Annotated in this window: 24 protein-coding genes and 1 riboswitch; of the genes, 15 read left to right on the top strand and 9 right to left on the bottom strand. The window is 37.4% G+C overall.

Features of this window, described 5'->3' with window-relative positions:
* Positions 1-349: 349 nt before the first annotated feature.
* Both KPL75_RS12705 and KPL75_RS12700 read left to right on the top strand, forming a co-directional pair.
* Positions 350-715 carry a YkvA family protein gene (locus KPL75_RS12705; protein ID WP_219920883.1) on the top strand — a complete coding sequence of 122 codons (366 nt, stop codon included), beginning with the start codon at positions 350-352 and terminating at the stop codon, positions 713-715.
* 50 nt (positions 716-765) lie between these two features.
* The gene (locus KPL75_RS12700; protein WP_070145518.1) at positions 766-1,257 is read left to right on the top strand and encodes a metal-binding protein; all 492 of its coding nucleotides are present in this window, start codon (positions 766-768) and stop codon (positions 1,255-1,257) included.
* Between the two features lie 92 nt (positions 1,258-1,349).
* Here KPL75_RS12700 and KPL75_RS12695 read toward each other — a convergent pair whose 3' ends face one another.
* Positions 1,350-1,667, bottom strand: coding sequence for a magnetosome magnetite crystal formation protein family (locus KPL75_RS12695; RefSeq protein WP_001014107.1), 318 nt, complete (start codon positions 1,665-1,667; stop codon positions 1,350-1,352).
* A gap of 284 nt (positions 1,668-1,951) precedes the next feature.
* Between KPL75_RS12695 and lldP the strand changes: the two genes are divergently transcribed.
* Both lldP and thiC read left to right on the top strand, forming a co-directional pair.
* The gene (gene lldP / locus KPL75_RS12690) at positions 1,952-3,610 is read left to right on the top strand and encodes an L-lactate permease (RefSeq protein ID WP_219920882.1); all 1,659 of its coding nucleotides are present in this window, start codon (positions 1,952-1,954) and stop codon (positions 3,608-3,610) included.
* 70 nt (positions 3,611-3,680) lie between these two features.
* Positions 3,681-3,796, top strand: a riboswitch (TPP riboswitch).
* Between the two features lie 111 nt (positions 3,797-3,907).
* Positions 3,908-5,668 (top strand): phosphomethylpyrimidine synthase ThiC, encoded by a 1,761-nt coding sequence (gene thiC / locus KPL75_RS12685; protein WP_219920881.1) that lies wholly within the window; start codon positions 3,908-3,910, stop codon positions 5,666-5,668.
* Positions 5,669-5,766: 98 nt separating this feature from the next.
* Here thiC and KPL75_RS12680 read toward each other — a convergent pair whose 3' ends face one another.
* From KPL75_RS12680 to cydA, 3 genes are all read right to left on the bottom strand, one after another.
* The gene (locus KPL75_RS12680; RefSeq protein WP_219920880.1) at positions 5,767-7,125 is read right to left on the bottom strand and encodes an arsenic transporter; all 1,359 of its coding nucleotides are present in this window, start codon (positions 7,123-7,125) and stop codon (positions 5,767-5,769) included.
* 219 nt (positions 7,126-7,344) lie between these two features.
* Positions 7,345-8,370, bottom strand: coding sequence for a cytochrome d ubiquinol oxidase subunit II (locus KPL75_RS12675; protein WP_070168177.1), 1,026 nt, complete (start codon positions 8,368-8,370; stop codon positions 7,345-7,347).
* Complete coding sequence (gene cydA / locus KPL75_RS12670) at positions 8,363-9,718, bottom strand: cytochrome ubiquinol oxidase subunit I (RefSeq protein WP_219920879.1); 1,356 nt, start codon at positions 9,716-9,718, stop codon at positions 8,363-8,365. Before cydA ends, KPL75_RS12675 begins: the two co-directional genes overlap by 8 nt.
* 253 nt (positions 9,719-9,971) lie before the next feature.
* On the opposite strand from cydA, the gene KPL75_RS12665 reads away from it, so the two are divergent.
* Positions 9,972-10,121 carry a hypothetical protein gene (locus tag KPL75_RS12665; RefSeq protein ID WP_002016173.1) on the top strand — a complete coding sequence of 50 codons (150 nt, stop codon included), beginning with the start codon at positions 9,972-9,974 and terminating at the stop codon, positions 10,119-10,121.
* Positions 10,122-10,211: 90 nt separating this feature from the next.
* Positions 10,212-11,297, top strand: coding sequence for a transcriptional regulator (locus tag KPL75_RS12660; RefSeq protein ID WP_219920878.1), 1,086 nt, complete (start codon positions 10,212-10,214; stop codon positions 11,295-11,297).
* 29 nt (positions 11,298-11,326) lie between these two features.
* Here KPL75_RS12660 and KPL75_RS12655 read toward each other — a convergent pair whose 3' ends face one another.
* From KPL75_RS12655 to KPL75_RS12645, 3 genes are all read right to left on the bottom strand, one after another.
* Positions 11,327-11,707 (bottom strand): VOC family protein, encoded by a 381-nt coding sequence (locus tag KPL75_RS12655; RefSeq protein WP_002144833.1) that lies wholly within the window; start codon positions 11,705-11,707, stop codon positions 11,327-11,329.
* A 42-nt stretch (positions 11,708-11,749) separates the two neighbouring features.
* Positions 11,750-12,907 (bottom strand): acyltransferase, encoded by a 1,158-nt coding sequence (locus KPL75_RS12650; protein ID WP_219920877.1) that lies wholly within the window; start codon positions 12,905-12,907, stop codon positions 11,750-11,752.
* Between the two features lie 149 nt (positions 12,908-13,056).
* Positions 13,057-14,274: a dicarboxylate/amino acid:cation symporter gene (locus tag KPL75_RS12645; protein ID WP_002016167.1), complete on the bottom strand. Its 1,218-nt coding sequence runs from the start codon at positions 14,272-14,274 to the stop codon at positions 13,057-13,059.
* 223 nt (positions 14,275-14,497) lie between these two features.
* On the opposite strand from KPL75_RS12645, the gene KPL75_RS12640 reads away from it, so the two are divergent.
* The 8 genes from KPL75_RS12640 to chbG all read left to right on the top strand — a co-directional run bounded on the left by KPL75_RS12640 (position 14,498) and on the right by chbG (position 21,008).
* Positions 14,498-14,800 carry a PTS sugar transporter subunit IIB gene (locus KPL75_RS12640; RefSeq protein ID WP_219920876.1) on the top strand — a complete coding sequence of 101 codons (303 nt, stop codon included), beginning with the start codon at positions 14,498-14,500 and terminating at the stop codon, positions 14,798-14,800.
* A gap of 14 nt (positions 14,801-14,814) precedes the next feature.
* Positions 14,815-16,116, top strand: a complete 1,302-nt coding sequence (gene celB / locus KPL75_RS12635) for a PTS cellobiose transporter subunit IIC (protein WP_002144838.1) — start codon at positions 14,815-14,817, stop codon at positions 16,114-16,116.
* Positions 16,117-16,125: 9 nt separating this feature from the next.
* Positions 16,126-16,443 (top strand): PTS sugar transporter subunit IIA, encoded by a 318-nt coding sequence (locus tag KPL75_RS12630; protein WP_219920875.1) that lies wholly within the window; start codon positions 16,126-16,128, stop codon positions 16,441-16,443.
* A gap of 349 nt (positions 16,444-16,792) precedes the next feature.
* Entirely contained in the window at positions 16,793-17,095 is a 303-nt protein-coding gene (locus KPL75_RS12625) for a PTS sugar transporter subunit IIB (protein WP_001023565.1), read from the top strand.
* Positions 17,096-17,111: 16 nt separating this feature from the next.
* Positions 17,112-18,419, top strand: a complete 1,308-nt coding sequence (gene celB, locus KPL75_RS12620) for a PTS cellobiose transporter subunit IIC (RefSeq protein ID WP_002129949.1) — start codon at positions 17,112-17,114, stop codon at positions 18,417-18,419.
* Between the two features lie 182 nt (positions 18,420-18,601).
* Positions 18,602-18,925 carry a PTS lactose/cellobiose transporter subunit IIA gene (locus KPL75_RS12615; protein ID WP_000989054.1) on the top strand — a complete coding sequence of 108 codons (324 nt, stop codon included), beginning with the start codon at positions 18,602-18,604 and terminating at the stop codon, positions 18,923-18,925.
* A 3-nt stretch (positions 18,926-18,928) separates the two neighbouring features.
* Positions 18,929-20,254 (top strand): 6-phospho-beta-glucosidase, encoded by a 1,326-nt coding sequence (celF, locus tag KPL75_RS12610; RefSeq protein WP_219920873.1) that lies wholly within the window; start codon positions 18,929-18,931, stop codon positions 20,252-20,254.
* A 49-nt stretch (positions 20,255-20,303) separates the two neighbouring features.
* Positions 20,304-21,008 carry a chitin disaccharide deacetylase gene (gene chbG / locus KPL75_RS12605; protein WP_219920871.1) on the top strand — a complete coding sequence of 235 codons (705 nt, stop codon included), beginning with the start codon at positions 20,304-20,306 and terminating at the stop codon, positions 21,006-21,008.
* 42 nt (positions 21,009-21,050) lie between these two features.
* Here chbG and KPL75_RS12600 read toward each other — a convergent pair whose 3' ends face one another.
* Positions 21,051-22,232 carry a chromate transporter gene (locus KPL75_RS12600; RefSeq protein ID WP_219920869.1) on the bottom strand — a complete coding sequence of 394 codons (1,182 nt, stop codon included), beginning with the start codon at positions 22,230-22,232 and terminating at the stop codon, positions 21,051-21,053.
* 188 nt (positions 22,233-22,420) lie between these two features.
* Between KPL75_RS12600 and exsM the strand changes: the two genes are divergently transcribed.
* Positions 22,421-22,834, top strand: a complete 414-nt coding sequence (exsM, locus tag KPL75_RS12595) for an exosporium regulatory protein ExsM (RefSeq protein WP_002016152.1) — start codon at positions 22,421-22,423, stop codon at positions 22,832-22,834.
* A gap of 171 nt (positions 22,835-23,005) precedes the next feature.
* Here exsM and KPL75_RS12590 read toward each other — a convergent pair whose 3' ends face one another.
* Positions 23,006-25,681 (bottom strand): sigma-54-dependent transcriptional regulator, encoded by a 2,676-nt coding sequence (locus KPL75_RS12590; protein ID WP_219920868.1) that lies wholly within the window; start codon positions 25,679-25,681, stop codon positions 23,006-23,008.
* Positions 25,682-25,706: the final 25 nt, after the last annotated feature.

Below are 25,706 nucleotides of genomic sequence, written 5' to 3'. Positions count from 1 at the left end.
AGAAACACTATAACATTTTACATTTTTTGTATGTGATTTGTCACTACCAGAGAAAACTTTAACATTCGTTTATATGCTCGTCAACTATAAAATATAACAAAAATAGAAAAGAATGTTAAAGGGAATTGAAAGTTTTTTGGTTGAGAAATATGGAATAGAAATCTTTAAGTGGTTGTCTAGAAAACTATTATATGAAGGAAAATACGAAAAAATTAACGAACACTTGTTCTTTTTAGTTTTGTTTGTTACAATGAAATTTCATTGATAGATTATGTGTAATTTTGATGAACTTTTACTGATAACATAACATATTGTAGCTTATTTCTTTTGAAAATAGGGAGGCTTTTGAATGAAACAAAAATTTTCAGTTGAAGCGTTTTGGAAGAAAATAAAACATGTTGCGAAGCAGGCAGGGCAGTCGGTAATCTATGCGAGTTTATTGTTGTTTTACGTTTTGCAAAGACCGGATGTTCCAAAACGAGTGAAAATTATTGTCATCGGAGCACTTGCTTATTTTATTGCACCGATTGATGCAATCCCAGATTTTATTGCTGGAGTTGGTTATACGGATGATTTAGGTGCGTTAATGGCCGCACTATTACAAGCATCGATATACGTAAATGAAGAAGTGAAAGATAAGGCACGAGTGAAGTTGGCAGAATGGTTTGATTCGGATATAGACACATCATTTATCGATCAAAAATTAGATCAATAGGTGAGACCTGTCATAGGATGACAGGGCGAACGTAAGCGAGGAAGTGCATTATGCCATCAGGAAGAACGCATACGAAAATAAACTTAATATCCCTTCCGGTTGTTTTGTTTATGCTCTTTTCGTATGGATTAACAAATTTTGATTTTTTATTAACTTTTGCAATTGGCTTTTTAGTAGGTACTTCATTTTTAACACCGGATTTAGATACGTACAGTAATGCGTATAATAAATGGGGATTCCTCCGCATTTTTTGGTATCCATATAGGAGCGTAATGCCCCATCGTTCCTTCTTCACACATACGATTATAATTGGTGATATTATTCGTATTGCATACATGTTAATCGTATTTTCTCCGTTTTTATTCCTATTAAATATAATAGCATTCGACGGAAATTTAATAGAAATTGCGAAGGAACACGAGGTTGAAATTGTAACGTTTGTAATGGGGATTGTTGTGGCGAGTACGCTCCACATTATAGCGGATAAAGCGAATACGCGCCGAAAGAAAATGATGAGAAAAAAGAAGAAACGCAGAAGATAAAGAGAAGGCTCTTACTGTCTGTACATAGTGGGAAAAGGACACTTGCAATTTGCAAGTGTCCTTTTTTAATCAAACGTTTGTTTAAAGGAAGATTAAGCTTTCAGTACTTTAATACCTTTTACGATATTCCAAATGAAGTAGTATAAGCTAATGATTCCGCAAATACATAAGACAATCATTGCTCCAATTCCAAGTGTTACATCTGGTTGATCAGATCCGATGCCCATAATTCCTAAAATAACTAATCCAATAAATGAAGCGATGCTTGGAATGATATGTGTCCATAGAGCACGTTTTGCATGTGGTTTCGTTTCAGAATCGCCCACAATCCACACGATAATAGGGAATAAGATAGGCGCAAATAATACACTAAAGTATGATAAAGCTGCTAATATTTTGTTTCCGTTCATATATATCACCTCATAAATAATTTCCGTTGTTATACTTTTATTATGTAGTAAATTTGGCAAGCTTCCTATCGATTAACATTACAAGAACGTGACGTTTTTGTAAGATTTTTTATTTAAATGATATAATTTTCAAAAAAATCTTTTTAAATGAAAATTGTTGTGATAAAATTAGTGAAAACGTTTTCTTGAGCGTTTTTTTATTTTAGACTTAAAGGTATGATGACCTGATAGTCTATTGATAAGGTTATTCTATTTAAAAGGGGATTCTTTAGGGGGAGAGAACAATGAACACATGGACACAAGTTTACGATCCGTTCGGTAACATTTGGATTTCGGCAGCAGTCGCACTTATTCCAATCATCTTTTTTTTCTTAGCTTTAGCAGTTTTCCGCATGAAGGGGTATGTGGCAGGATTTATTACAGTTGTATTAACGATCTTGGTGGCGTTATTTGCGTATAAAATGCCATTCACAATGGCAATGGCAGCGACCGGATACGGTTTCTTATACGGATTATGGCCAATTGCGTGGATTATCATTATGTCAGTATTTTTATATAAAATTTCTGTGAAAACAGGTCAATTTGATGTCATTCGTGCATCTGTATTATCCATTACGAATGACCATCGTTTACTCGTTATTTTAATCGGATTTTCATTTGGAGCATTTTTGGAAGGGGCAGCAGGATTTGGTGCACCAGTAGCGATTACAGCAGCGCTTCTTGCAGGTCTTGGGCTGAACCCTTTATATGCAGCAGGCCTTTGTTTAATCGCAAATACTGCACCAGTAGCGTTCGGAGCGATGGGGATACCGATTACAGTTGCTGGACAAGTAACAGGCATTGATCCACATAAAATTGGACAAATGGCTGGGCATCAATTACCGTTCTTATCTTTATTTGTTCCGTTCTTTATCGTATTTTTAATGGATGGTTTTAAAGGAGTAAGACAAACGTGGCCTGCTTTATTTGTAGCGGGTAGTTCATTTGCAATTACACAGTTTATTACAGCGACGTTTTTAGGACCGGAACTTCCTGATATTACGTCAGCACTTGTAAGTTTAGTAAGTTTATCGCTATTCTTAAAAGTTTGGCAGCCGAAAGAAATTTATCAGTCTAAAGAAGCGAATAGTGAAGTAGCAGCAACGACGGCGACATCTATGCCGAAACTAACGGTAGGAAAAGTAGTAAAAGCATGGTCTCCGTTCATTATTTTAACTGTGATGGTAGTCATTTGGAGCCAAAGTTTCTTTAAAGCATTATTCGCTCCAGGTGGTACTTTAGAAAGTCTTGTATTTAAATTTGAAGTTCCAGGCTTGCACAATTTAGTAATGAAAGCAGAGCCAATTGTAAATAAACCAACACCTTATGAAGCAATCTTGAAATTAGATATTTTATCAGCGACTGGAACAGCAATTTTAATTGCTTGTATCATTTCAATTTTTATTTTGAAAATGAGTGCAAAAGATGCAGTAGCAACATTTAAAGAAACGTTAAACGAACTAAAGATGCCAATTCTATCTATTGGATTCGTATTAGGATTCGCATTTATCGCAAACTATTCTGGTTTATCTTCTACATTAGCGTTAGCACTTGCAGGAACTGGCGGACTATTCCCGTTCTTCTCACCATTCTTAGGTTGGATTGGGGTATTCTTAACAGGGTCAGATACGTCAGCGAACGCACTGTTCTCGAATTTACAAGCAATTACAGCGCAGCAAGTCGGTGTATCTGAAGTGCTTCTCGTTGCCGCAAATACAACGGGCGGTGTAACAGGTAAAATGATTTCTCCGCAATCGATTGCGATTGCTTGTGCGGCAGTTGGACTTGCTGGGAAAGAGTCAGATTTGTTCCGCTTTACATTGAAGCATAGTTTATTTTTCGTTACTATTGTTGGGATTATGACGTATGTGCAGGCTTATTATTTAACGTGGATGATCCCGTAAACAAAAAAGAAATAACCTTTGTATTTTTCAGATTATCGTGTATAATGGGAAAGTATTGAAAATTAAATCAGTGATAAACTAGGGGTGCCTAACGTATGCGTAGGCTGAGAGAGAAGCGTGTGAACTTCTTAACCCTTTGGACCTGATCTGGCTCGTACCAGCGTAGGGAAGTTAACGGCTTTACATAATTATGTCTTTATGAGCCAGGTCCTTATTTTTTTATGGACCTGGCTCTTTTTATTTTGGCATACGCTGGCCATATCTCGTCCTTGTCACGAACAGGGGGCAATAAAGGTTATGAAACAGTCTGTTTCTGCTGAGCAAATTGAATTGAAATCGAGTTTACCAGGAAGTAAGAAAGTGTATGTGGATGGGCCACGCGCGGGTATGAAAGTGCCGATGCGCGAGATTGAACAAAGCGATACGAATGGTGTTCAAAATCTGCCAATCCGTGTGTATGATACGAGTGGACCTTATACAGATCCAGAGTATAAAGTGGAGCTGGAAAAGGGGATTCCGACACCGCGCCATTCTTGGACCATGGGGCGTGGTGATGTAGAAGCATACGAAGGGCGCGAAGTAAAACCAGAGGATGACGGTGTGAAAGTGGCTTCGAAACATACACCTGTTTTCCCGCAAATGGATCGTAAGCCGCTTAGAGCGAAGCAAGGTGCAAATGTCACGCAAATGCATTATGCGCGTAATGGCATTATTACGTCTGAGATGGAATATGTTGCGATTCGTGAAGGGGTAGAGCCTGAATTTGTTCGTAAGGAGATTGCAGAAGGTCGTGCGATTTTGCCAGCGAACATTAACCATCCTGAAGCGGAACCGATGATAATTGGACGTAATTTTCACGTAAAGGTAAATGCAAATATCGGAAACTCTGCTGTATCGTCTTCTATTGCAGAAGAAGTAGAGAAGATGACGTGGGCGACTCGCTGGGGTGCAGATACGATTATGGATTTATCTACAGGTAAAAACATTCATACAACACGTGAGTGGATTATTCGTAATGCCCCGGTACCAGTTGGAACTGTGCCAATTTATCAAGCGCTTGAAAAAGTAAACGGAATTGCAGAGGATTTAACGTGGGAAGTGTACCGCGATACGTTAATTGAGCAGGCGGAGCAAGGCGTTGATTACTTCACGATTCACGCTGGTGTATTACTTCGTTACATTCCAATTACTGCAAAGCGTATGACAGGTATTGTTTCTCGCGGTGGTTCGATTATGGCGCAGTGGTGTTTATTCCATCATAAAGAAAACTTCCTATATACTCACTTTGAAGAGATTTGTGAAATTATGAAGCAGTACGATGTTTCGTTCTCTCTTGGAGATGGATTACGTCCAGGTTCTATTGCAGATGCAAATGACGAAGCGCAGTTTTCTGAGCTTGAAACACTTGGTGAATTGACGAAAATCGCTTGGAAACATGATGTGCAAGTTATGATTGAAGGACCTGGGCATGTACCGATGCATTTAATTAAAGAAAATATGGAGAAAGAACTTGATATTTGTCAGGGCGCGCCGTTCTATACACTTGGGCCGTTAACGACAGATATTGCACCAGGTTATGACCATATCACATCAGCGATTGGTGCTGCGATGATTGGCTGGTTTGGAACGGCGATGCTTTGTTATGTAACACCGAAAGAACATTTAGGTTTACCAAATAAAGATGATGTTCGCGAAGGGGTTATTACGTACAAAATCGCTGCGCATGCAGCCGATCTTGCGAAAGGGCATAAAACGGCTCATCAGCGTGATGATGCACTTTCAAAAGCACGATTTGAATTCCGTTGGCGCGACCAATTTAATTTATCTTTAGATCCTGAACGCGCGATGGAGTATCATGATGAAACGTTGCCAGCAGAAGGGGCGAAAACAGCGCATTTCTGTTCAATGTGTGGACCGAAGTTTTGTAGTATGAGAATTTCGCATGATATTCGTGAATATGCGAAAGAAAATGATTTAGAAACGACGGAAGCAATTGAAAAAGGAATGAAAGAGAAAGCGGTAGAATTCAAAGAAACTGGTAGTCACTTATATCAATAACACGTTACACCTCTTTACTTGATTGATCACACTGTACCTAACTTAAATATAGAAGAAGCCCCCTTTGCTAAGACGATAGCAAAGGGGGCTTCTGTTGTCTATAAGGCGAAGAATAATTGTACCCAGTAGTATAAGAGGAATAATGTGACGACTGTTGTGAGTGGGATTACGATGAGAGATACGCTTAAATAATCTTTCCATTTCACTTTAATTTTGTTTTGTCTCAGTATATACATCCAAATGAGGGAAGCTAGCGTACCAATTGGTAATAATAGTGAACCGATGTCACTACCAATAATGTTTGCGAGATAGATAGTTTTTAATGTGACTGGATCTAGTCCCATTTCTGTTAATGTGATTGTACCAATCATAAGTGCAGGGTGGTTATTGAAGACGTTAGAGAGGAGGGAAACGAGTCCGCCCATTGCAAAGCTGGCATAGAGCAGATGCTGACTTACAACTGGTTCGAGCCAATGGACAAGCGCCGCTGTTAATCCTGCGTTATGAAGCCCGTAAATAATTACGTACATAGAGAAGGCGAAAATTAAAATATGCCACGGTGTTTTTTTCAAAATATCGACTGGGTTTGTTCGTAAGTAGTACCATCTCCAAATGAGAAGAACGAGTGAACCAAGTACAGCAACAATTTCGATTGGAATCGATAAAAAGGATGCAACGAATAGAAGACAGCGCATAAGGAAGACGAAGCCTAATACTTTTAACATGAATTTTGTACGTTTTTGTTTTGTATCAACAGAATTTTTTCCTTTTAACGGATGGAAGTTTTTCGTGAAGAAAATTTCTTCAATATCATATGAAGAAACCGGTAATTTCTCTGGAAGTTTTTTCTTTAAAACTGTATACATGAGCCATGACATAAACAGTAGTCCTAGTGTTGCAGGTACAAACATCATAGCAGTATGCATATAAAGAGTCATATGAACAATATTTAATGCGATTAAGTTTACGATATTACTTACACCAATTGGTGCACTAGATGCAGTGGCGATTAAAGCACCGCTTAATAAATAAGGGATTTGCTGATGAGGTTTTAATTGAAGATTTTTCAGAAGAAGGATTAAAATTGGAGTTGTAATTAAAATACTACCGTCATTATTAAATAAAAGAGTCATAAGGAAACATAGTAATTGAATATACCAGTATAGGCGGCGTCCGGAACCTTTCGCTAAATTTGCGAGTTTTGCTGCAGCCCAATGGAAGAAGCCGAAGCTTTCTAATATAACTGCCATAACGATGGTCGCTAATATCGTTATGGAGGCGCCTCCAATTTTACTTATAATGTCCATGACATCTGGCTTTGATACAAGTCCAGTAATGAGGATGATACCAGCGCCGATTGCTGCTGGCCACGCTTCATTTAAACCACGGGGTCGCCAAAAGATAACAATCATCGTTAAGAAGAAAACAATAATAGTAATCCATATTTCAATGCTCATATTTAACCTACCTTTCTATTTTCCCTTGAACAAATGTAGCTTGTCTCAAGTTTATATAGCATTATATTCAAAAGAAAATAAGAAGAACTAGGCATCTACCTGAATCTAGTGAATATGTGTATTTTGAGCAATAAGGCAAGTATAAGTAGTAGTGTAATAACTATTAGGAGAGGAGTCTAATAAATGAGGGGCATTCTATGTGTGAATGCCCCTCATTTATTATTTTTCCTTCAAAAAAGTTCGATCCTTCAAGAATAAATTCCAGAAGAAAATGAATCCGGGTAGTAAAATTGCAATCCCGATTGCGTAAAGAATAAGAAGCGCATAGAATGTTTCGACCGTCGTAAAGCTTGTAAATACAGTTACGTCCGGGTAAATGATATACGGTAAATGGGCGACGCCGTAAGCGTAGCTTGCAAATGCATATTGAGCGACGACAGCTAAAACTGCAATGCGAGGAAAGCCTAGTGTGCTGTACTTCTTATTTGTCCACCAAAGGGAGGAATATCCGATAACAAATAAAATGATAGAGACTGTAAACCATGGGAATTGCTTTATTAGTCCTTGCATAAGCCAGTGTGTTTCAGGGTCCATTACAACGAGAGCGATAATAGCAGTCACGAGCGTTGCAGGACCAAGTATGATGGCATTTCTCCTATAAATTCGGTACGTATCTTCAGAACCTTGTTCCCTAGCAAAATCAGCAAGAAAGAGAGATGATAGAAATAGTTCCGAAGTTAGTCCGAAGAGCATATAACAATAAATAACGGGACTAGAAAGAAGTTTTCCGTAAAGGAGCACTTCTTTTCCTTCAGACATCGTAATATAGGCACCTTCTGTAACGGGTAGAACGGTAATTAATAGAGCTGGGATTAAGAGCCCTGTAATACCTGAAATAATCCGAAGAAGGTGTTGATACTTTGGCAGGGAGTAAGCGAATACCATAAATGTACTGCGAATCGCAACGAGTACTAAAATTAACATAACTGGTACAAACATAACCGTTGCCAGGGTAAAGGCTGCTTTCGGAAAGAAACCGAGAAAAGCGACAACGACAAAGACAAGAAACGTATTTGTTACTTCCCAAGTTGGTGATAAGTACCGATTAGCAAGCTTGGCAGCAAGCGTCGGGTGTTTAGCGTATACCATGCCCCAAAAACCAGCTCCAAAATCAATAGACCCTAGTATGCTATATACGAAAATAAGAGCCCATAAGATGATGATTGCAATGCTTTCCTCATGCACGAGAATCTCCTCCTTCGTGATGTAAATCATTCTTTAACGGATGTTTCTTAAAGAACGTCCGTAATACAAAGACTGTTAAAATACCGAGTCCAATATATAAAATGATGAATAAAACAAATAAAGGACCGACGAAATCAGCACGTGTAGAAGCATCTACCGTGCGTTGCATGCCATAAATTGTCCATGGCTGACGACCACTACAACTAAAAATCCATCCGAATTCAATACCGAGCAACATAACGGGTCCACATGCGGCAGCCCCCCAAAGAAGCCACTTTGGTAACTCTACTCCTTTTTTTCGGTAAACAAAGTACCAATATAAGAGGGCAATAGCTGCAACTGCAAAGGTAAAGGCAGCAGTGCCGACCATTAAGTTGAACAGTGTATGTGTGTAAAATGGTGGCCACGTTTCTTGCGGGAATTCATTTAGCCCTTTTACAACGGTGCTAGGGTCTAGTCCCACTAATAAGCTAAGCATGTTCGGAATTTCAAGGGCATAGTTTAGTTCAAGTGTGTTAGGATCCACAACCCCGCCAATCGATAAAGGAGCGTGTGATGTCGTTTCAAACAAAGCTTCAGCAGATGCTAGTTTTTCAGGTGAATGTTTATGTAAGGCAATAGCAGATTCGTGTCCTGAAAGCCACATTGTAGCACCTGTGATAAATGTAACGACAAGCCCTAACAGTAATCCTTTTTTATGGTAAGCAATTTCACGTGCACTTAAATTTTTCTTTAATAATTTAAATCCAGCGATAGAAGCGATAACAGCTGCTCCAGTTGTATAGGCTGTAATAACGACGTGAAATGCACTTGTGCCAAAGCTCGGATTAAAGAAAGCTTTCCACGGATCAACGTTAAAAACTGAGCCATCTGGCCCCATTGAAAAGCCCGCAGGTGTATTCATCCATGTATTTGCTGATGTAATAAGTACGGCGGATGCAGTGGCACCAATCATAACGAAAAATAGCGAGATTAATCTCATAACTGGAGGTAATTTATCAGCTGCATATACATAAATAGACATGAATAAAGCCTCTAAAAAGAAGGCGAAAATCTCAATTTGAAACGGAACAGAAATAACTTGGCCAACAATTTTGGCGAAACCAGGCCAAAGAAGTGAAATTTGTACACCAACAATTGTTCCAGTTGGAATTGCTACACCGAGAAGGATAGCAAAAGCCTTTGTCCATCTTTTTGCCATAATGGCATAGTCGGAATCTTTCTTCCAGTGATAGAGTATTTCACTTATAAAAATCATTAAAGAAAGTCCGACTCCAAGCGTTGCAAAGATAATGTGGAATGCTAATGAAGAACCAAAAAATGCTCTTGCTAATGTTACGGTATCCATATGTATACTCCTCTTCTTTTTTGCCATTATTTTCTGATTGAATTGGAAAATTTATTCAAAAAACTACCAAAAACATATATGTATTTAAAAAATGAGTACGGTAATATGGTGTTTAAATATTCTAAAAAGAAAGAAATTTATATTTAGTAATATTTTATTTGTTTTTTAGGGCTGAATCTTTTATAATCTTTTATGCGAACGTAAGTTCTGTTTCCGGGATGAAGAAGTTTATGTGAAATGGAGAGGGTGTTTTATGTATCCTGAAGTCATTAAAAAGATGGCATTTTCAAGAGAGCATAGAGATTTATTATTAAAGTTGTATAATAAAGAAATTACGCGTCGTGAATATGATCGACTTGTGGAATCGCTATATAGACCTTCTAAAGAGGCTTGCGAAGGATAAGGTGGGAGAGACAATCTAAAGGATTGTCTTTTTTATATTTGCGTATGTTCTGGTAAAATTAAGGTTAGTCTTACTAGGGAGGTGAAGAGTTTGCGAAAACGTTTATATATAGGGATTGGGGTTATTCTCTTAATCGCTTTAGGTGGAGTTGTATTTTGGTCAGCTTTACAAGGAAATCGTACCGAGCATTTTATTTTACGACATATGGTGAATGAAAATGGAACACTTGCAACGTATCGCCTAGAGGATACAAAGGCAGGTAAGGGTGAAGCGAAGGGCCGTGAAGCTTTATCAGAATCTGCAGGGTTATGGCTACAATATACACTTGATAAAGATGATCAAGCTTTATTTGATGAACAAGTGAAGGTTATTCAAAATAACTTTGTACACAAGGATCGCATCATTATATGGAAAATCTCTGAAAAGGGAGAAATGCAGTCGGCTACTAATGCACTTATCGATGATCTTCGTATTATAGAACAATTATATCGTGCTTATGAAATGTACAAGGAAGATCGTTATAAAAACCTTGCAGATCAATTGAGTGATTCTGTACTTCGTTATAATAAAAAAGGTAATTATTACGTTGATTATTACGATGCAGATGCAGGGAAACAAAATAACGTTGCAACAACATCTTACATAAATCCTCATGCATTCTCTTATATGAAAAAATACGGGAAAGTGTCTGCTGAACAATATCAGGAAGTGGTTCAATTTTTAGCTAATTATCCAAGGCAGGGCTGGGCATTCCCGAAAGAGTATAAAGATGATGGGACATTCACGTATGATAAAGAAGTGAATCTTATTGATCAATCATACGTTGCTTATCATCGTAGTTTAGGCGGTCTTTCATCAGATGCTTATTTGGAATTTATAAAGAAGAAATTTCGCGAAGACGGAAAGTTATACGGTCGTTATAACTTAGAAACGGGAAAACAAGCTGTGAACTATGAATCACCAGCATCTTACGGATTAACAATTTTGTACGTACTACAAACAGGTGATACAAAGTTTGCGAAGGAATTGTATGAGCGGATGACTACATTCCGCAATGATAATGTATTTAGTAGATATTATGGTGGGTATGTAACAGGTGAGAATAATAATACACATATTTTCGATAACGTACTACCGCTTTTGGCTGAAATGGAATTGGAGAAGAGTAAAAAATAGAGTGCCACCCTAGGGGCGGCACTTTTTTCTTATTTCTTTTCCATTACCGCAAAGTAATTGTTTTCATTATCAGCAAAATTAAATGCTCTACCAGTAGGTAAATCTACAACTTGTCCAACTGTAACATTTTTCTCAGAAAGGTCTTTATATAGACGGTCTAAGTCATTTGAGAAGAACATAAGTGAAGGTGTATTAAGATTTAGTTCAGGTTGCATCTTCGCGATTAACGCTTTATCGTGAAGGACAATGCTTGTTCCAGCATCTTTTGCTGGCGCAATTTCAATCCAGCGAAATCCTTGTCCATTATTTTCTTCCGCAATGATTTGGAAGCCTACTGTTTCTGTCCAAAACTGTACTGATTCATCTTGGTTATTTACATATAACATAATTTGTCCAACTTGATTAATCATAGATGTCTCCTGCTTTCTTTTCTTATATGAAATATTATTATATCAAAGATATGGTTTGAATAGTTTTGCATGATTTTTTTGAAGTACAATCTTCGCCCATTTCATATTTCTTGTAGGAGAAGGGCCTGTAATCCAAGTATGAAATGGTAGTGTGCTACAAATGACCATTGTTGAAATAGATAGAATAGCTGTTAATACAAATAGTAATAGGCTGTATAGTATAGTATTTTCTTGCAGCGTGAATAAAGAAAGAAGTTTTGTGCATAGTTGCAAGAAGAATAGATGAGCTAAATAAGCACCATACGTGTAATTTCCAATGAAACGTAACGTTTTATATAAGAAACCACGACGCTGTACTATTGTAATAGATAACACATATAGTATGATAATTTCGCATACGATATATAAAAACATAGATGGTTTTAAATAGGTAGAAACAGTTAGATGAATAGAGTTTGCTCCGTAAAAACTAAATAATTCATAATTGATGAATAAAAATAAGATGAAAAATAATATTGTTATAAGTGGGATATGTTTCATGACGAATAGACGCCAAGTTTTTAGTGCTACAGCGGCAATACCGCCCATAACGAAATAGAATGAGTAGAATAGAAATGATCGATCTGTATAATGTAAAATTGTTGAACTTGTTAATTTTTCTCCATTAAAAATATAGTGAGAAGAGAACCACATTAATAGGAAATATAGGCAGGCGAAAAAGGTCATATATTTATATATGTCTTTTTTATTTTCTGTACGTTTTTGAAACCAATAAAAAAGTGTGCATAGTAAAGGGAACAATAAGTGAATTTGGAACATCATAATAACATACCAAAGGTGAGGAGCAGCTGTTCCGAGTAATAAGCTTTTTATTCCGCTTTGTAATGTAATAAGATCGTTTGTTGTTAATAAGTAAAGAATAGACCAAAAGAAATAAGGAATGAGTAAGTGTGTCGCTTTTTCAGAAATATATTCTTTATATACTAATTGCTTTGTATAGTGACGAATTAAGTGAAATCCAACGATAAATATGAATGCAGGTGCTGAAAATTTTGCAAGATTAAATAGCATGCCCATAATGAGGGATTGCTCAAGTAAGACATTTCCTTGATTCATTGTATATAATAAGGAACTTTGCAAAACGACAGCAAGAAATGCAATGCTTTGCAAAACTTTAAATTCTGGTGCGCTTTGTGTCATCGTGTCCATCCCCTTCTCCATACATGATTATAGTACGGAGTAAGGATGAGAGGTGTGGAATATTTGTGAAGATTTTAACAAATTTGTGGCAGTAGTGATTGATATAAATAGAAAGAGGATGCTCTAAACGAGCATCCTCTTTCTATTTATTAAGCAAATTTATTTTTGATCCAGTTTTTACCTTCTACAAGACGAGCTGTCATTACGGCACAAGCATTATCTCCTGTTACGTTTAACACTGTTGCAGGAGGATCGATGATTGTACTAATTGCTGCGATAATTGGCAATGCTTCTGGCGGGAATCCATATAGAGAAACGATTAACATTTCACCAATCATACCCCCGCCCGGAATAGCACCCATTACTGTTCCTACTAATAGAGAAACAACAAGTGCAATTGCTAATGTTTTCGGTCCTTCGAATTCCATGTTGAAAATACCGAATAAGAAAGCAATTTTTAATACCCCGCCTAAAACAGATCCGTCTTTATGAAGTGTAGATCCAAGAAGGACAACTGTTTCACGAACGTCAGAAGAAATACCCATTTTCTTCGTTGCTTCTAAGTTCGCTGGAATACTTGCGGCACTACTACAAGTTGCAAGTGATGTAACTGTAGGAGAGACCATGTTCTTCCAAAATACTTGTACACCTTGTTTGCGACCTGCAAGGTACGCATAGAATGTAAAGAATACAAAGAAGTAAATAAGAGAAGCTGGATAGTATACCATTGCTGCTCGGAAGTAAGTTCCAAGAAGTTGTGGTCCGAATTCACCAACTAATGCTGCGAAGTAGGCAGCTAGTCCGATTGGAGCGTAGTACATAATGAAAGATACAACTTTCATTGAAATTTCTGCACCAGCTTGTAGGAATGTAGCGAATGGTTTTCCTTTTTCACCAACTGCTGAAGTTGCAACCCCCATTAAGATAGAGAAGAAAATCAGAGCTAACATGTTCTCACGAGATAGTAACTTTGAAAAGTCTGATACTGTTATGATACCAACAATTTGATCAGCAACGCTAACTGCTTTTTCAGCTTTATCAGGCTGCGTTAGTTCTAATACAACACCTTGTGCTGGCGGGAATACTTTCACGATAATAATCATAAAAATAGCAGCTAAAATACTTGTAAATAAGAAAGTTCCAGCCATACTAGACATAATTTTACCGAAACGTTTTAATCCATCCATATTAGCAATAGATGATGCGATGCTAAAGAACACTAACGGTACAACAATCGTAAACATTAAGTTTAAGAAAATGTCACCAAGCGGCTTTAAAGCAACTGCATCGGCACCCATGAAATAACCAATGAAACCACCAATTAGGATAGAAGATAATAAAATAAGCGGAAAGCGATATGCCTTCATAAATATACCCTCCTATCGATTATAAAAAATCATACTGAATCATTATAGCGAGTTAGAGACTTCTTTACTAGGAAAATACGGATAGATGGAATAGCGTGAAAACCGAGAAATTTTTGTGTTTAAGCTCGGCATACAGCAAGAAATCTAGACATATATATTTGTAACCTAGTGGTGGTAAGGGATGGGCCATAACTTAGGTTTAGAAAAAGGGGAGGGAAACAGGATGAATATTTTGCTTTGCTGTGCAGCGGGAATGTCTTCCAGTTTGATTGTTACGAAAATGGAGAAAGCGGCACAGGGAATGGGGATAGAGGTGAAAATTTGGGCTGTATCAGGTTCAGAAGTGCGAAATCATATTGATAATGCAGATGTACTTTTACTTGGCCCACAAGTACGTTATTTATTACCGAAGATGAAAGAATTATGTAAGGAGAAGGGGATACCTGTTGATGTCATTCAATCCGTCCATTACGGAATTTGTAATGGAGAAGCTATCTTGCAGGCAGCATTGTCAATGAAACCATGAGGAGAGTGGGATAGATGATACGGCTTTTAGAGAAATATGTGATGCCAGTAGCGGGGAAGGTTGCAGAGCAGAGGCATTTGCTAGCAATCCGTGATGGACTTGTCTTGACGATGCCATTCTTAATTATCGGATCAATTTTTCTTATTATTAGTACATTACCAATTCCAGGGTATCATGAATTTATGGCGAGTTTGTTCGGGAAAAATTGGAACATAGCATTAGGGTATCCAGTTAGTGCAACTTTTAATATAATGGCTTTAATAGCTGTTTTTGGAATCGCTTACAGGTTGGGTGAGTATTATAAAGTGGATGCTTTAGCATCTGGTGCATTATCGCTTGTAACCTTTTTACTCGCAACTCCATTTCAAGTTGCATATATTGTTCCAGGTACGAAAGAAAGTATACTGGTAGATGGAGTAATTCCAGCGGCATTAATGGGAAGCCAAGGTTTATTTGTAGCGATGATTATTGCAATTATATCTACTGAAATATACCGATTTCTTGTGCAGAAAAAGATGATTATAAAGATGCCTGAGACAGTTCCACCAGCAGTAACGCGTTCATTTGCAGCACTTATTCCCGGATTTATTGTTGTGACAGTTGTTTGGATCATTAGATTAATTTTTGAACAAACAACTTTCGGAAGTATTCATAATGTTGTAGGGAAGCTGTTGCAAGAACCACTTAGTGTACTTGGTGCTAGTCTTTGGGGAGCAGTTATAGCCGTTATTCTCGTTCATGTCCTTTGGGCGTGCGGAATTCATGGAGCTACAATTGTAGGCGGTGTTATGAGTCCAATTTGGTTATCATTAATGGATCAGAATCGAATTGCTTTTCAAGCTGGTCAAGATGTACCGAATACGATTACCACACAGTTTTTTGATCTATGGATTTATATGGGCGGTTCAGGTGCGACTCTAGCTTTAGTTGTAGGAATGCTACTATTTGCACGAAGCCAGCAATTAAAAAGTTTAGGAAGATTATCGATTGCACCTGGTATTTTTAACATTAATGAAATGGTGACTTTCGGTATGCCGATTGTAATGAATCCGCTTTTACTTATTCCATTTATATTGGTTCCAGTTGTGTTAACAATTGTTTCTTATTTCGCAATGGAATGGGGATGGGTGGCTCGACCAAGTGGTGCTGCTGTAACATGGACTACACCAATTCTATTTAGTGGATATTTAGGATCGGGTGGTAAAATTTCAGGTGTTATTTTGCAACTTGTTAACTTTGCATTAGCATTCTTTATTTACTTACCGTTCTTAAAAATATGGGATAAACAAAAGTTGGCAGAAGAAAAGGGGGAGTAAAGAACTAAAATGGATACGATAGAAACGAAAGCTTTTCATTTAATCTTGCATGGAGGAAATGCGAGAAGTTGTTCAATGGAAGCAATAGATTGCGCAAAGCGCGGGGAGTTTACAGAAGCAGAGGCTAAATTGCAAGAAGCATTAGAGGAGTTAAAAGAGGCGCACCGTGTACAAACGGAGCTCATCCAGAAAGAAGCCGGTGGTGAAAAGACCGAGGTTACCCTTCTGATGGTGCACGCACAAGATCATTTAATGAATGCAATTACGGTAAAGGAATTAGCGAGTGAGTTTGTAGAATTATATAAGAAGATGTCAGTGACTGAATGAACCTTGCGTATGCAAGGTTTTTTTATTTTATTAAATAATAGTGGGTTAAAATAATAAATTATTTTTTACTGAAAAAAGTTTTTTCAATGTTTTTTGTTTTAAACACAACTAGACAACCAAACACTAATCTATTTTCATACAGTTATGTGTTAAAAGCGTGTTGTTTTATAACACACTGTGTGGTTTTTGGGTGACACACTAATTGAAAGCGTTAACACACAAAGAAAAAGCTCGAAAAAACACTGATTTTAGGCGTTTTGAAAAATTGGCACGCTAATTGCATTAATAAATAGCGTAAAGAAAAATAAATAAACATAAATTTTTTATACTACACAAGGGGGATTTTCAAATGAATATTTTATTATGTTGCTCAGCAGGGATGTCTACAAGTTTACTAGTTACAAAAATGGAAGCGGCTGCAAAAGCTCGCGGTCTAGAAGGTAAGATTTGGGCTGTATCTGGGGATGCAGTAAAAAACAATATCGATCAAGCAGATGTACTATTATTAGGACCACAAGTTCGTTACATGCTTTCTACAATGAAAACGCTTGCCGATGAGAAAAACGTTGGAGTCGATGTTATTAATCCAATGCACTACGGCATGATGAATGGAGAAGCAGTTTTAGATCACGCGTTAACACTTAAAAAATAATTAGGGGGGAAGCGAAATGCAAAAATTTATTGCATTTATGGAGAAATATTTAGTTCCAGTCGCAGGAAGAATCGGATCGCAGCGTCATTTAGTTGCAATCCGCGATGGTTTTATCGCAGTTATGCCTCTTATTTTAGTTGGATCGTTTGCAGTACTTATAAATAATCTACCGGTTGATGCATTCCAAAAACTTATGAAGGGTGCATTTGGGGATGTTTGGAAAGATATCGGCGGTGGTATGTGGACAGGGTCCTTTGCAATATTAGCCCTCATAGCCGCAGTTGGGATAAGTTATAATTTAGCGAAATCTTACGGTGTAGACGCGTTGTCAGCAGCAATTATTACATTCGGTGCATTAATTATTATATCTCCGACAACGCCAAAAGAAGGCGGTATTGATTTAGCTTGGACAGGATCACAAGGTTTATTCGTTTCTATCATTGTAGCTCTTCTTGTAACCGAGGTATTCAGGTTCTTTGTTCAAAGGGATATTACAATTAAGATGCCAGATGGTGTTCCACCAGCAGTAATGAAATCCTTTGCAGCATTAGTACCAGCATTTGTTATTTTAATCGCAACAGCAAGTATTCAATTAGCTGTGAAATTAGCGGGAACAAGTATTCATAAAATCGTATTTGAAACAATTCAATTACCATTACAAGGTTTAGCAGGTACATTACCAAGTGCAATTATTGTAGCTCTACTTATTCATGTATTATGGTTCTTCGGATTACATGGCCCTAATATTATTGGTGGTATTATCGACCCAATCTATTTACCAGCACTAGAAAAGAACATTAAATTATTTAACGATGGTATGTCTGCATATGATGTACCGCACATTTTCACAAAGCCATTCTTTGATGTATACGTATACATCGGTGGATCAGGTGCAACATTAGCATTTTTAGTAGCAGTAATGCTTGTTGCAAAGAGTGCGCAACTTCGTGGTGTAGGTCGCGTATCTATCGGTCCTGGTTTCTTCAATATTAACGAACCAGTTATTTTCGGTACACCAATTGTATTAAACCCAGCGTTAATCATTCCATTCGTACTTACACCAGTTGTATTAGTTATTACTTCTTATACAGCAATTTCCTTAGGATGGGTGCCAAAAACAGTTGCTTTAGTTCCATGGACAATGCCACCAATCTTTAGTGGTTATCTTGTAGCAGGTGGAAGCATTGCTGGTGCTGCATTGCAGCTAGTAAACTTTGCAATCGCGGTAGTTATTTACTATCCATTCGTATTAATGTGTGACCGTACGTATGTACAAGCTGCGAAAGCTGAAACAAAAGGAAACGACAATTCAGTATCACTTTAAAAAGTGTTGTTCTGACGAGTTTTTATAGCTCGTCAGAACAACTACCTTTATATCATGTTCAGAAAGATGAGACCCATCTACAAGAACACCAAACTATCATTCATAAATTAATATTTTAATAGAAATGTTCAAACTGAAGGGGTATTTAAATCGGTTGAACCATAATAGAGAGGGCGGTAATTATGATGACTACAGCAGAACAAATTCCATTCCAATTGATTTTAAATAGTGGTAATGCACGAAGCTTTGCAATGGAGGCGCTTCAATTTGCAAAACAGGGGAAAATGGCGGAAGCAGACGAAGCGATGGTAAAGGCGAAAGAAGCGATTAATGAAGCGCATCATTTCCAAACAGAGCTCATACAATCAGAAGCAAGAGGGGAAAAAACAGAGATTAGTGTTCTTTTAATTCATGCACAAGATCATTTAATGAATTCTATTACAGTAAAAGAATTAGCAGCAGAATTTATCGACCTTTATAAAAAGCTTGAAGCGAAAGGGGAATAAAGCATGACTGGAATTAAAATTGTTACAATCGGCGGTGGATCTAGTTATACACCAGAGTTAATTGAAGGATTTATTAAACGTTATGATGAGCTTCCTGTTCGGGAAATTTGGTTAGTAGATATTGAGGCAGGAAAGGAAAAGTTAGAAATCGTTGGTAACTTAGCGAAACGTATGGTGAAAAAATCAGGTTTACCAATCGATATTCATTTAACACTTGATCGTCGTGAGGCATTAAAAGGTGCTGACTTCGTAACAACACAGCTTCGCGTTGGTTTATTGGAAGCGCGTGCAAAAGATGAAGCGATCCCGTTAAAATATGATGTAATTGGTCAGGAAACGAATGGTCCTGGTGGTTTATTCAAAGCGCTGAGAACGATTCCTGTTATTTTAGATATTTGTAAGGACATGGAGGAACTTTGTCCAAATGCATGGTTAATTAACTTCGCGAATCCAGCTGGCATGGTAACAGAAGCTGTCCTTCGTTATACAAATATTCAAAGAGTAGTTGGTCTATGTAACGTTCCAATCGGAATTCGTATGGGTCTTGCAAGATTACTTGAAGTAGATGCAAGCCGTGTCCACGTTGATTTCGCTGGTTTAAATCATATGGTATACGGGTTAGATGTATACTTAGATGGAGTAAGTGTAATGGACCGTGTACTAGAACTTGTAACAGATCCAGAAAAGCAAATTACGATGGAAAACATTGCTGCACTTAACTGGGAGCCAGACTTTATTCGCGGCCTTCGTGCAATTCCATGTCCATACCATCGTTACTACTATAAAACACGTGAAATGTTAGAAGAAGAGAAAGAAGCTTCGATTGAAAAAGGTACACGTGCAGAAGTAGTAAAACAATTAGAAGATGATTTATTCGAGTTATATAAAGACCCGAATTTAGATATTAAGCCACCACAATTAGAAAAACGCGGCGGAGCTTATTATAGTGACGCAGCATGTAGCTTAATTACGTCTATTTACAATAATAAAGGTGATATCCAGCCTGTTAATACACGAAACAACGGAACAATTGCAAGCTTGCCACATGATTCGGCTGTTGAAGTGAACTGTATTATTACGAAAAAAGGTCCAAAACCAATTGCGGTTGGAGACTTACCGGTACCAGTTCGCGGTTTAGTACAGCAAATTAAATCATTTGAGCGCACAACAATTGAAGCTGCTATTACAGGGGATTATCATAAGGCGCTGCTTGCTATGACAATTAATCCACTTGTACCATCTGATAAAGTTGCAAAACAAATTTTAGATGAAATGTTGGAAGCACATAAAGAACATCTTCCACAGTTCTTCAAAAAGGTAGAGAAATAAAAGCGGCGCTATTTAGCCCGCTTTTTTTATTCTATTAGGAGGTATTACGATGATTAAGTTAATTGTAAATGCAGATGATTTCGGTCTTACAGAAGGTACAAATTATGGCATTATTGATGGACATATAAATGGGCTTGTAAATTCAACGACGATGATGATGAATATGCCAGGGACAGAGCATGCTGTAAGCTTAGCGAAAGAGTATAAAACGTTAGGGGTAGGAGTGCATCTCGTATTAACGGCAGGAGAACCGCTTCTTAAAGACGTTCCATCACTTGTAAGTAGCGATGGCTTGTTTCATAAACAAATAGTTGTATGGGAAGGAAATATAAATCCAGAAGAGGTAGAAAGAGAGTGGACGGCTCAAATTGAGAAGTTTTTATCTTACGGTTTAATACCAACTCATTTAGATAGTCATCATCACGTGCATGGGTTACCGCTTTTACACGACGTTCTTGAGAGATTAGCAAGTAAATATAATGTTCCAATTCGTCGTTGTGAGGAAGAGCGAGCGGTGCGCCCATTTTCAGATGTGTTTTACAGTGACTTTTACGCTGACGGTGTGACGGAAGATTACTTTGTGCAGTTAAAAGAAAGAGTACAAGATGAACAAACGGTAGAAATTATGGTCCATCCAGCTTATATTGACCCAGAGCTTGTGAAACGTTCTTCTTACATAATGGATCGTGTGAAAGAATTGCGTATTTTAACGGAGAGCGAGTTGCCTGAAGGAATAGAGCTTGTGAAGTTTTAATAGAAAAAACGACGGCTAAATGGGGCCGTCGTTTTTTTAGGTTTACAAAATGGATAGAACATATCCGCCGAAGGTCCCGAGTATAACGATAACCCAAGGGGGCGTTCTCCAAAAAGCGAGTAAGCAAAATAGAAGAGAAGCAAAAACGAAATCTACAGAATTCATAATTGTACTCGTCCAAATTGGATCATAAAAAGCTGCAAGTAAAATGCCGACAACGGCTGCGTTTACTCCAAGTAGTGCACCTTGTATATAAGATACTCTCCTTACACTGTCCCAAAATGGTAAAACGCCAACAACGAGCAGGAAGGCAGGAAGAAAGATAGCGATCGTTGCAACAACTGCTCCGGCGGTTCCATTTAGCACTGCTCCTATATAAGAAGCGAATGTAAATAGTGGCCCTGGCACTGTTTGTGTTAATCCGTATCCAGCTAGAAATTGTTCTTTTGTCATCATCCCGTTTTGTACAAACTCACTTTCAAGAAGAGGAAGTACGACGTGTCCTCCGCCAAATACAAGTGCACCAGAGCGATAGAAGCTGTCAAATAAAGATATAAAATAAGAGTACGGTCGTAACATTGGTAGCAGTATTAATAGTCCGAAGAATAAGATGAGGCAAGAAATTGCTACCATTTTTGAAATAGGGACGTTTATTTTGTGAGCTTGGTTAACGGGTTGGCCGCGATATAAAAACCAACCGATGAAACCAGATACTATAATGAGAATTACTTGTGTCCAGCTACTTGGCCATAATAGGGCGATTGCGGCAGTTGCAATTGCAATTGTTGCACGGTTTCGGTCCGGTGTTAACTTTTGAGCCATTCCCCATATTGCATGAGCGACAATTGCGACCGCTACAAGTTTCAGTCCGTGAATCCAGCCTGTACTTCCAAGCTCGAATTGGTTAAGGAATGAAGCGAAGAAAACTAAAACGAGAACAGACGGGAGAGTGAATCCAATCCATGAAATAATTGCTCCTAATAGTCCACCTCGTAATAATCCAACTCCCATCCCGACTTGGCTGCTAGCAGGGCCAGGAAGGAATTGACATAGCGCTACTAAGTCTCCGTAACTTCGTTCATCCATCCATTTTCTTTTTTGCACGTATTCATGATGAAAATAACCAAGATGGGCGACAGGACCACCAAATGAAGTAAGTCCTAATTTAAATGAGACGAAAAAAATCTCCATTAATGATTGAATAGAATAGTTAGGATTTTTCAAGATACCCCCCAGAATGTTTTTCTAAGTGCATTATACAAGAGGTAGTAAAGTGAATGAAATGATTTCTATGTAAAGATTTTGTGAATCTTTTAGTTGTAATTAAAATTTGAAAAAGTCATAAATGATTACGTCTAAACCATAAAGTAGTAGAAGTAGTGCTGGGAAATTTATATGAGGAGAATGCCCGTATGACAACACATTTCTTTGCTAGGTTAACAGGGAAGAGGGAAGTACCTCCTGTAAATACAGAAGCTTACGGTGTAACAGAGCTCATTTTTAGTGAAGATTTAAAGAAGTTGCAATATCGGGTCATATTAAAAAACATAAAAAAAATCACGTCATGCCAAATTCATTTAGGAAAAGCGAATCAAATTGGTCCAGTTGTTTTAAGTTTGTTTGGTCCGTTAGAGCAAGGAATTAGTGTGAATGAAGGAGTCGTTACTGGTGTAGCTAAAGTGGAGGATTTTGAAGGGCCTTTACAGGGGAGAGCATTTGACAGCTTGTTTCAAGAGATAATGCAAGCAAATGTATATGTAAATGTTAATACGAAATCTAATAAAAAGGGAGAAATAAGAGGGAGAATAAGGGAAGTAAAGAAGTAAGAGAAAAGGCTGTCCAAAAAAACATTTTGGAACAGCCTTTTCCAATTATATAGAGTGCTACTATTGTTAATTATTGTCGGTAAATCGATATATTTTAAAAACGGCTAATATAATTTCACTTACTACCTACTAGGGTATTATTTGAAAAGAGAAGTTACAATATCGCCTAGTTTAATTTTTTACAGGTTGATTTTTGATGAAGAAGTCCATTACATAAAACACTTCGTCATCTGGTATTTGTATTTCAAATGTATTTTCGATAGGTTGCAGTGCTTTTTTCACTTTCATATACATCCAGTACTCATCTTGTCTTCGTTTCTCTTTATCAGGATGAGGGAGGAGACTTTCGCCTTTTTGAAGACGGTCAACCATGCAGCTCATATGCAAAATCACACCCATTAAACTGTCGGAAGTTAGCTGTAAAGAAATCAATTCTTGAATTGTATTTAATGCATAACGAATTGTTTTAATAAGTAATGCCCCGTCGTTACGCTGCATTTGTTGCTCAAGAATATCAGCCATTTTTGCATATGTTTCTTCATACGTAATCAATTCTTGAATTGGTTGAATAGCTGTGTAGTTCACAACTTCTTGGAAATGATATGTTAAGCAAGGTACTTGCACATCGAAATTCGTGACGATACAAATGATGTTACGCTCTTTCTTAATGTTCTCAATCATTTTCGTTAAATCTTTTTCGTGAACGATGCTAATCGGAATAATTTCAATTAAGTCTTTGTCAAAACGTAAATAGTTCTCTAACATTTTTTGAATAGCTAAAGCACTTCCTTCGCCGGTTAAACAAGCTGTTAAAATAACAGATTTCATAGGAGAGAGTGGCTTTTTCTTTTCTTCTTGTACGTTTAAGTAAAACGGTGTTAAATTTTTCACTGTTTCATATAGTGCGTCTAATGAGTAACCGAGCTGAGCTTTTCGAGCTGCTTCTAGTGCATGTGGTGTACTCGTCATGGAAAGAACACGTACAGGAATTTTGAATTCAGTTTCTAATATATCACCAATATAAGCGAGAGATCCCATATCAACAAGTAAGAGAAGCCCGTTTACATTTTGAAGTGTTTTCATATACACCTTAACACGCTCTAAGAAATCTTTCGGTGATTCATGCAAGGGCATATCGATACCAGTTACTTCATCAATACCGAGAAGTTCGTTTGCAACGTTTGCCATTTCTGTTGCGATGCCATTACCGTGTGCTAATATTAATACTTTTACTTCTGTTTGTGAGGCAGGAATTGGATCAACAACGAAGAACATTGTTAAAAAGCCTGCTTCATCCATGGGCATTGTTATTTGTAATTCTTCTTCCAGTAGTTGAATGCATTGCATAGCTACGGAAAAAGCTTCTTTATATTTCGTACGAATTTGATTCAATTGTGGGTGATGAATTTGCTTCCCGCCCTGTAAACGTTGTAGAGTTGTCTGTACATGTAAACTTAATGCGAGAAAGACTTTTTCATCAAACGTCTTAGATAAATGTTTTTCAGCGAGTTCCGCAATTTTTTCACATACGGAAACGATATTACGATCAACAATTTTAAAAACATTTTCATGGTTTGTCTTTTTAGACATTTGGTTAAAATATTGGACAAAAAAGCTTTGAATATCATTTTCTATTAATAATTCTAATTCTTCCTCTTCAATACCGCGTGCTTGAAGCTCTTCATATTTATAATCAATATAGTCGTAAATAGAAGAACGTTTTTCATCTTCTGTTTTATGCTTGCTCCAGCCTTCATCACCTGTAAATACAAATGTTTCATTTGATATTTGGTATAGGTGACGGCTCTTTCTTTCGATAAACAATCCTTCTTTCATATACCAAGGTAAATCTGTACTTGAAACACAGACAGAATCACGTTTTTTTGTTACGAAATCAGAATAAGCTTTCGCACAGGCAATTTGTACGTCCGTTTTCAATTGACCGATGTTATTTGGACAATTGTAAAAGACGAAAGCGCGCATTGTATTTGGACTAACATGAATCTCTTTCCTTAGACGAATTGCTTCATTTGTGAAAAATAGCTGTAGTAAAGCAAACCGTTCTTTATGTGTTCGCTCACGAAGTGGTGGAAGCGTAACGGTCATCGGAATACGTCTTGTAAATGTTTTTAATAAAAATGAATTTGGTTCTTCGGTTGTTGCAGTAATAATCAACACTCGTGCCTTACGTTCATTTTCCGTTTCTCCAAGGCGGCGGTATACTCCGCGATCAATAAATGTGAAGAGCATCTCTTGTCCTTCTGGAGGAAGGCGATGTACTTCATCTAAGAAAAGGATTCCTTCATGTGCTTTTTCAATTAACCCTTTTTGATCACTGGCACCTGTATAAGCTCCTTTTTTTATCCCAAATAACTGTCCAAGTAGTAGTTGTGGATTGTTTGCATAATCAGCACAGTTAAAGACGATAAAAGGTGCATCTTTTGGAAGTTGTTCCACTTCAATTGCGTATTCGTGCATTAAAGAAGCGAACATCGATTTTCCGACACCTGTTTCTCCAAGTAGTAAAGTATGCATACCGTTTGGAGGATAGAGAATAGAAGCTTTTGCTTTTTCAATTGCAATTTTTAGGCTTGTATTTTCAATAGCAAATGTATCTAATGAAGTACCCCTTGTTGAATGCGTTTCCAATGAAGTGTTCGTTTCTATATAAAAACGGACAGGGCGTGTACTCGTTTTTAATAAACGATTATCTTTCACAAGCTTGTTTAAATCGCTACTAACATTTGCACGGTCTAACTGTAGAAGTGCAGCGAGTTCTGATGCTGTTACACCTTCTGTATAATTCCCTTTTTGTATTGCGTTAAAAATGAGATCTATTCGTTTCATTTCTATTCACCTCGAAACTTCATCA

Source organism: Bacillus sp. NP247 (genome assembly GCF_018966865.1).
Classification (GTDB): domain Bacteria; phylum Bacillota; class Bacilli; order Bacillales; family Bacillaceae_G; genus Bacillus_A.
The sequence above is the reverse complement of the archived record's forward strand: the minus strand, read 5'-3'. Positions and strand labels throughout refer to the sequence as shown.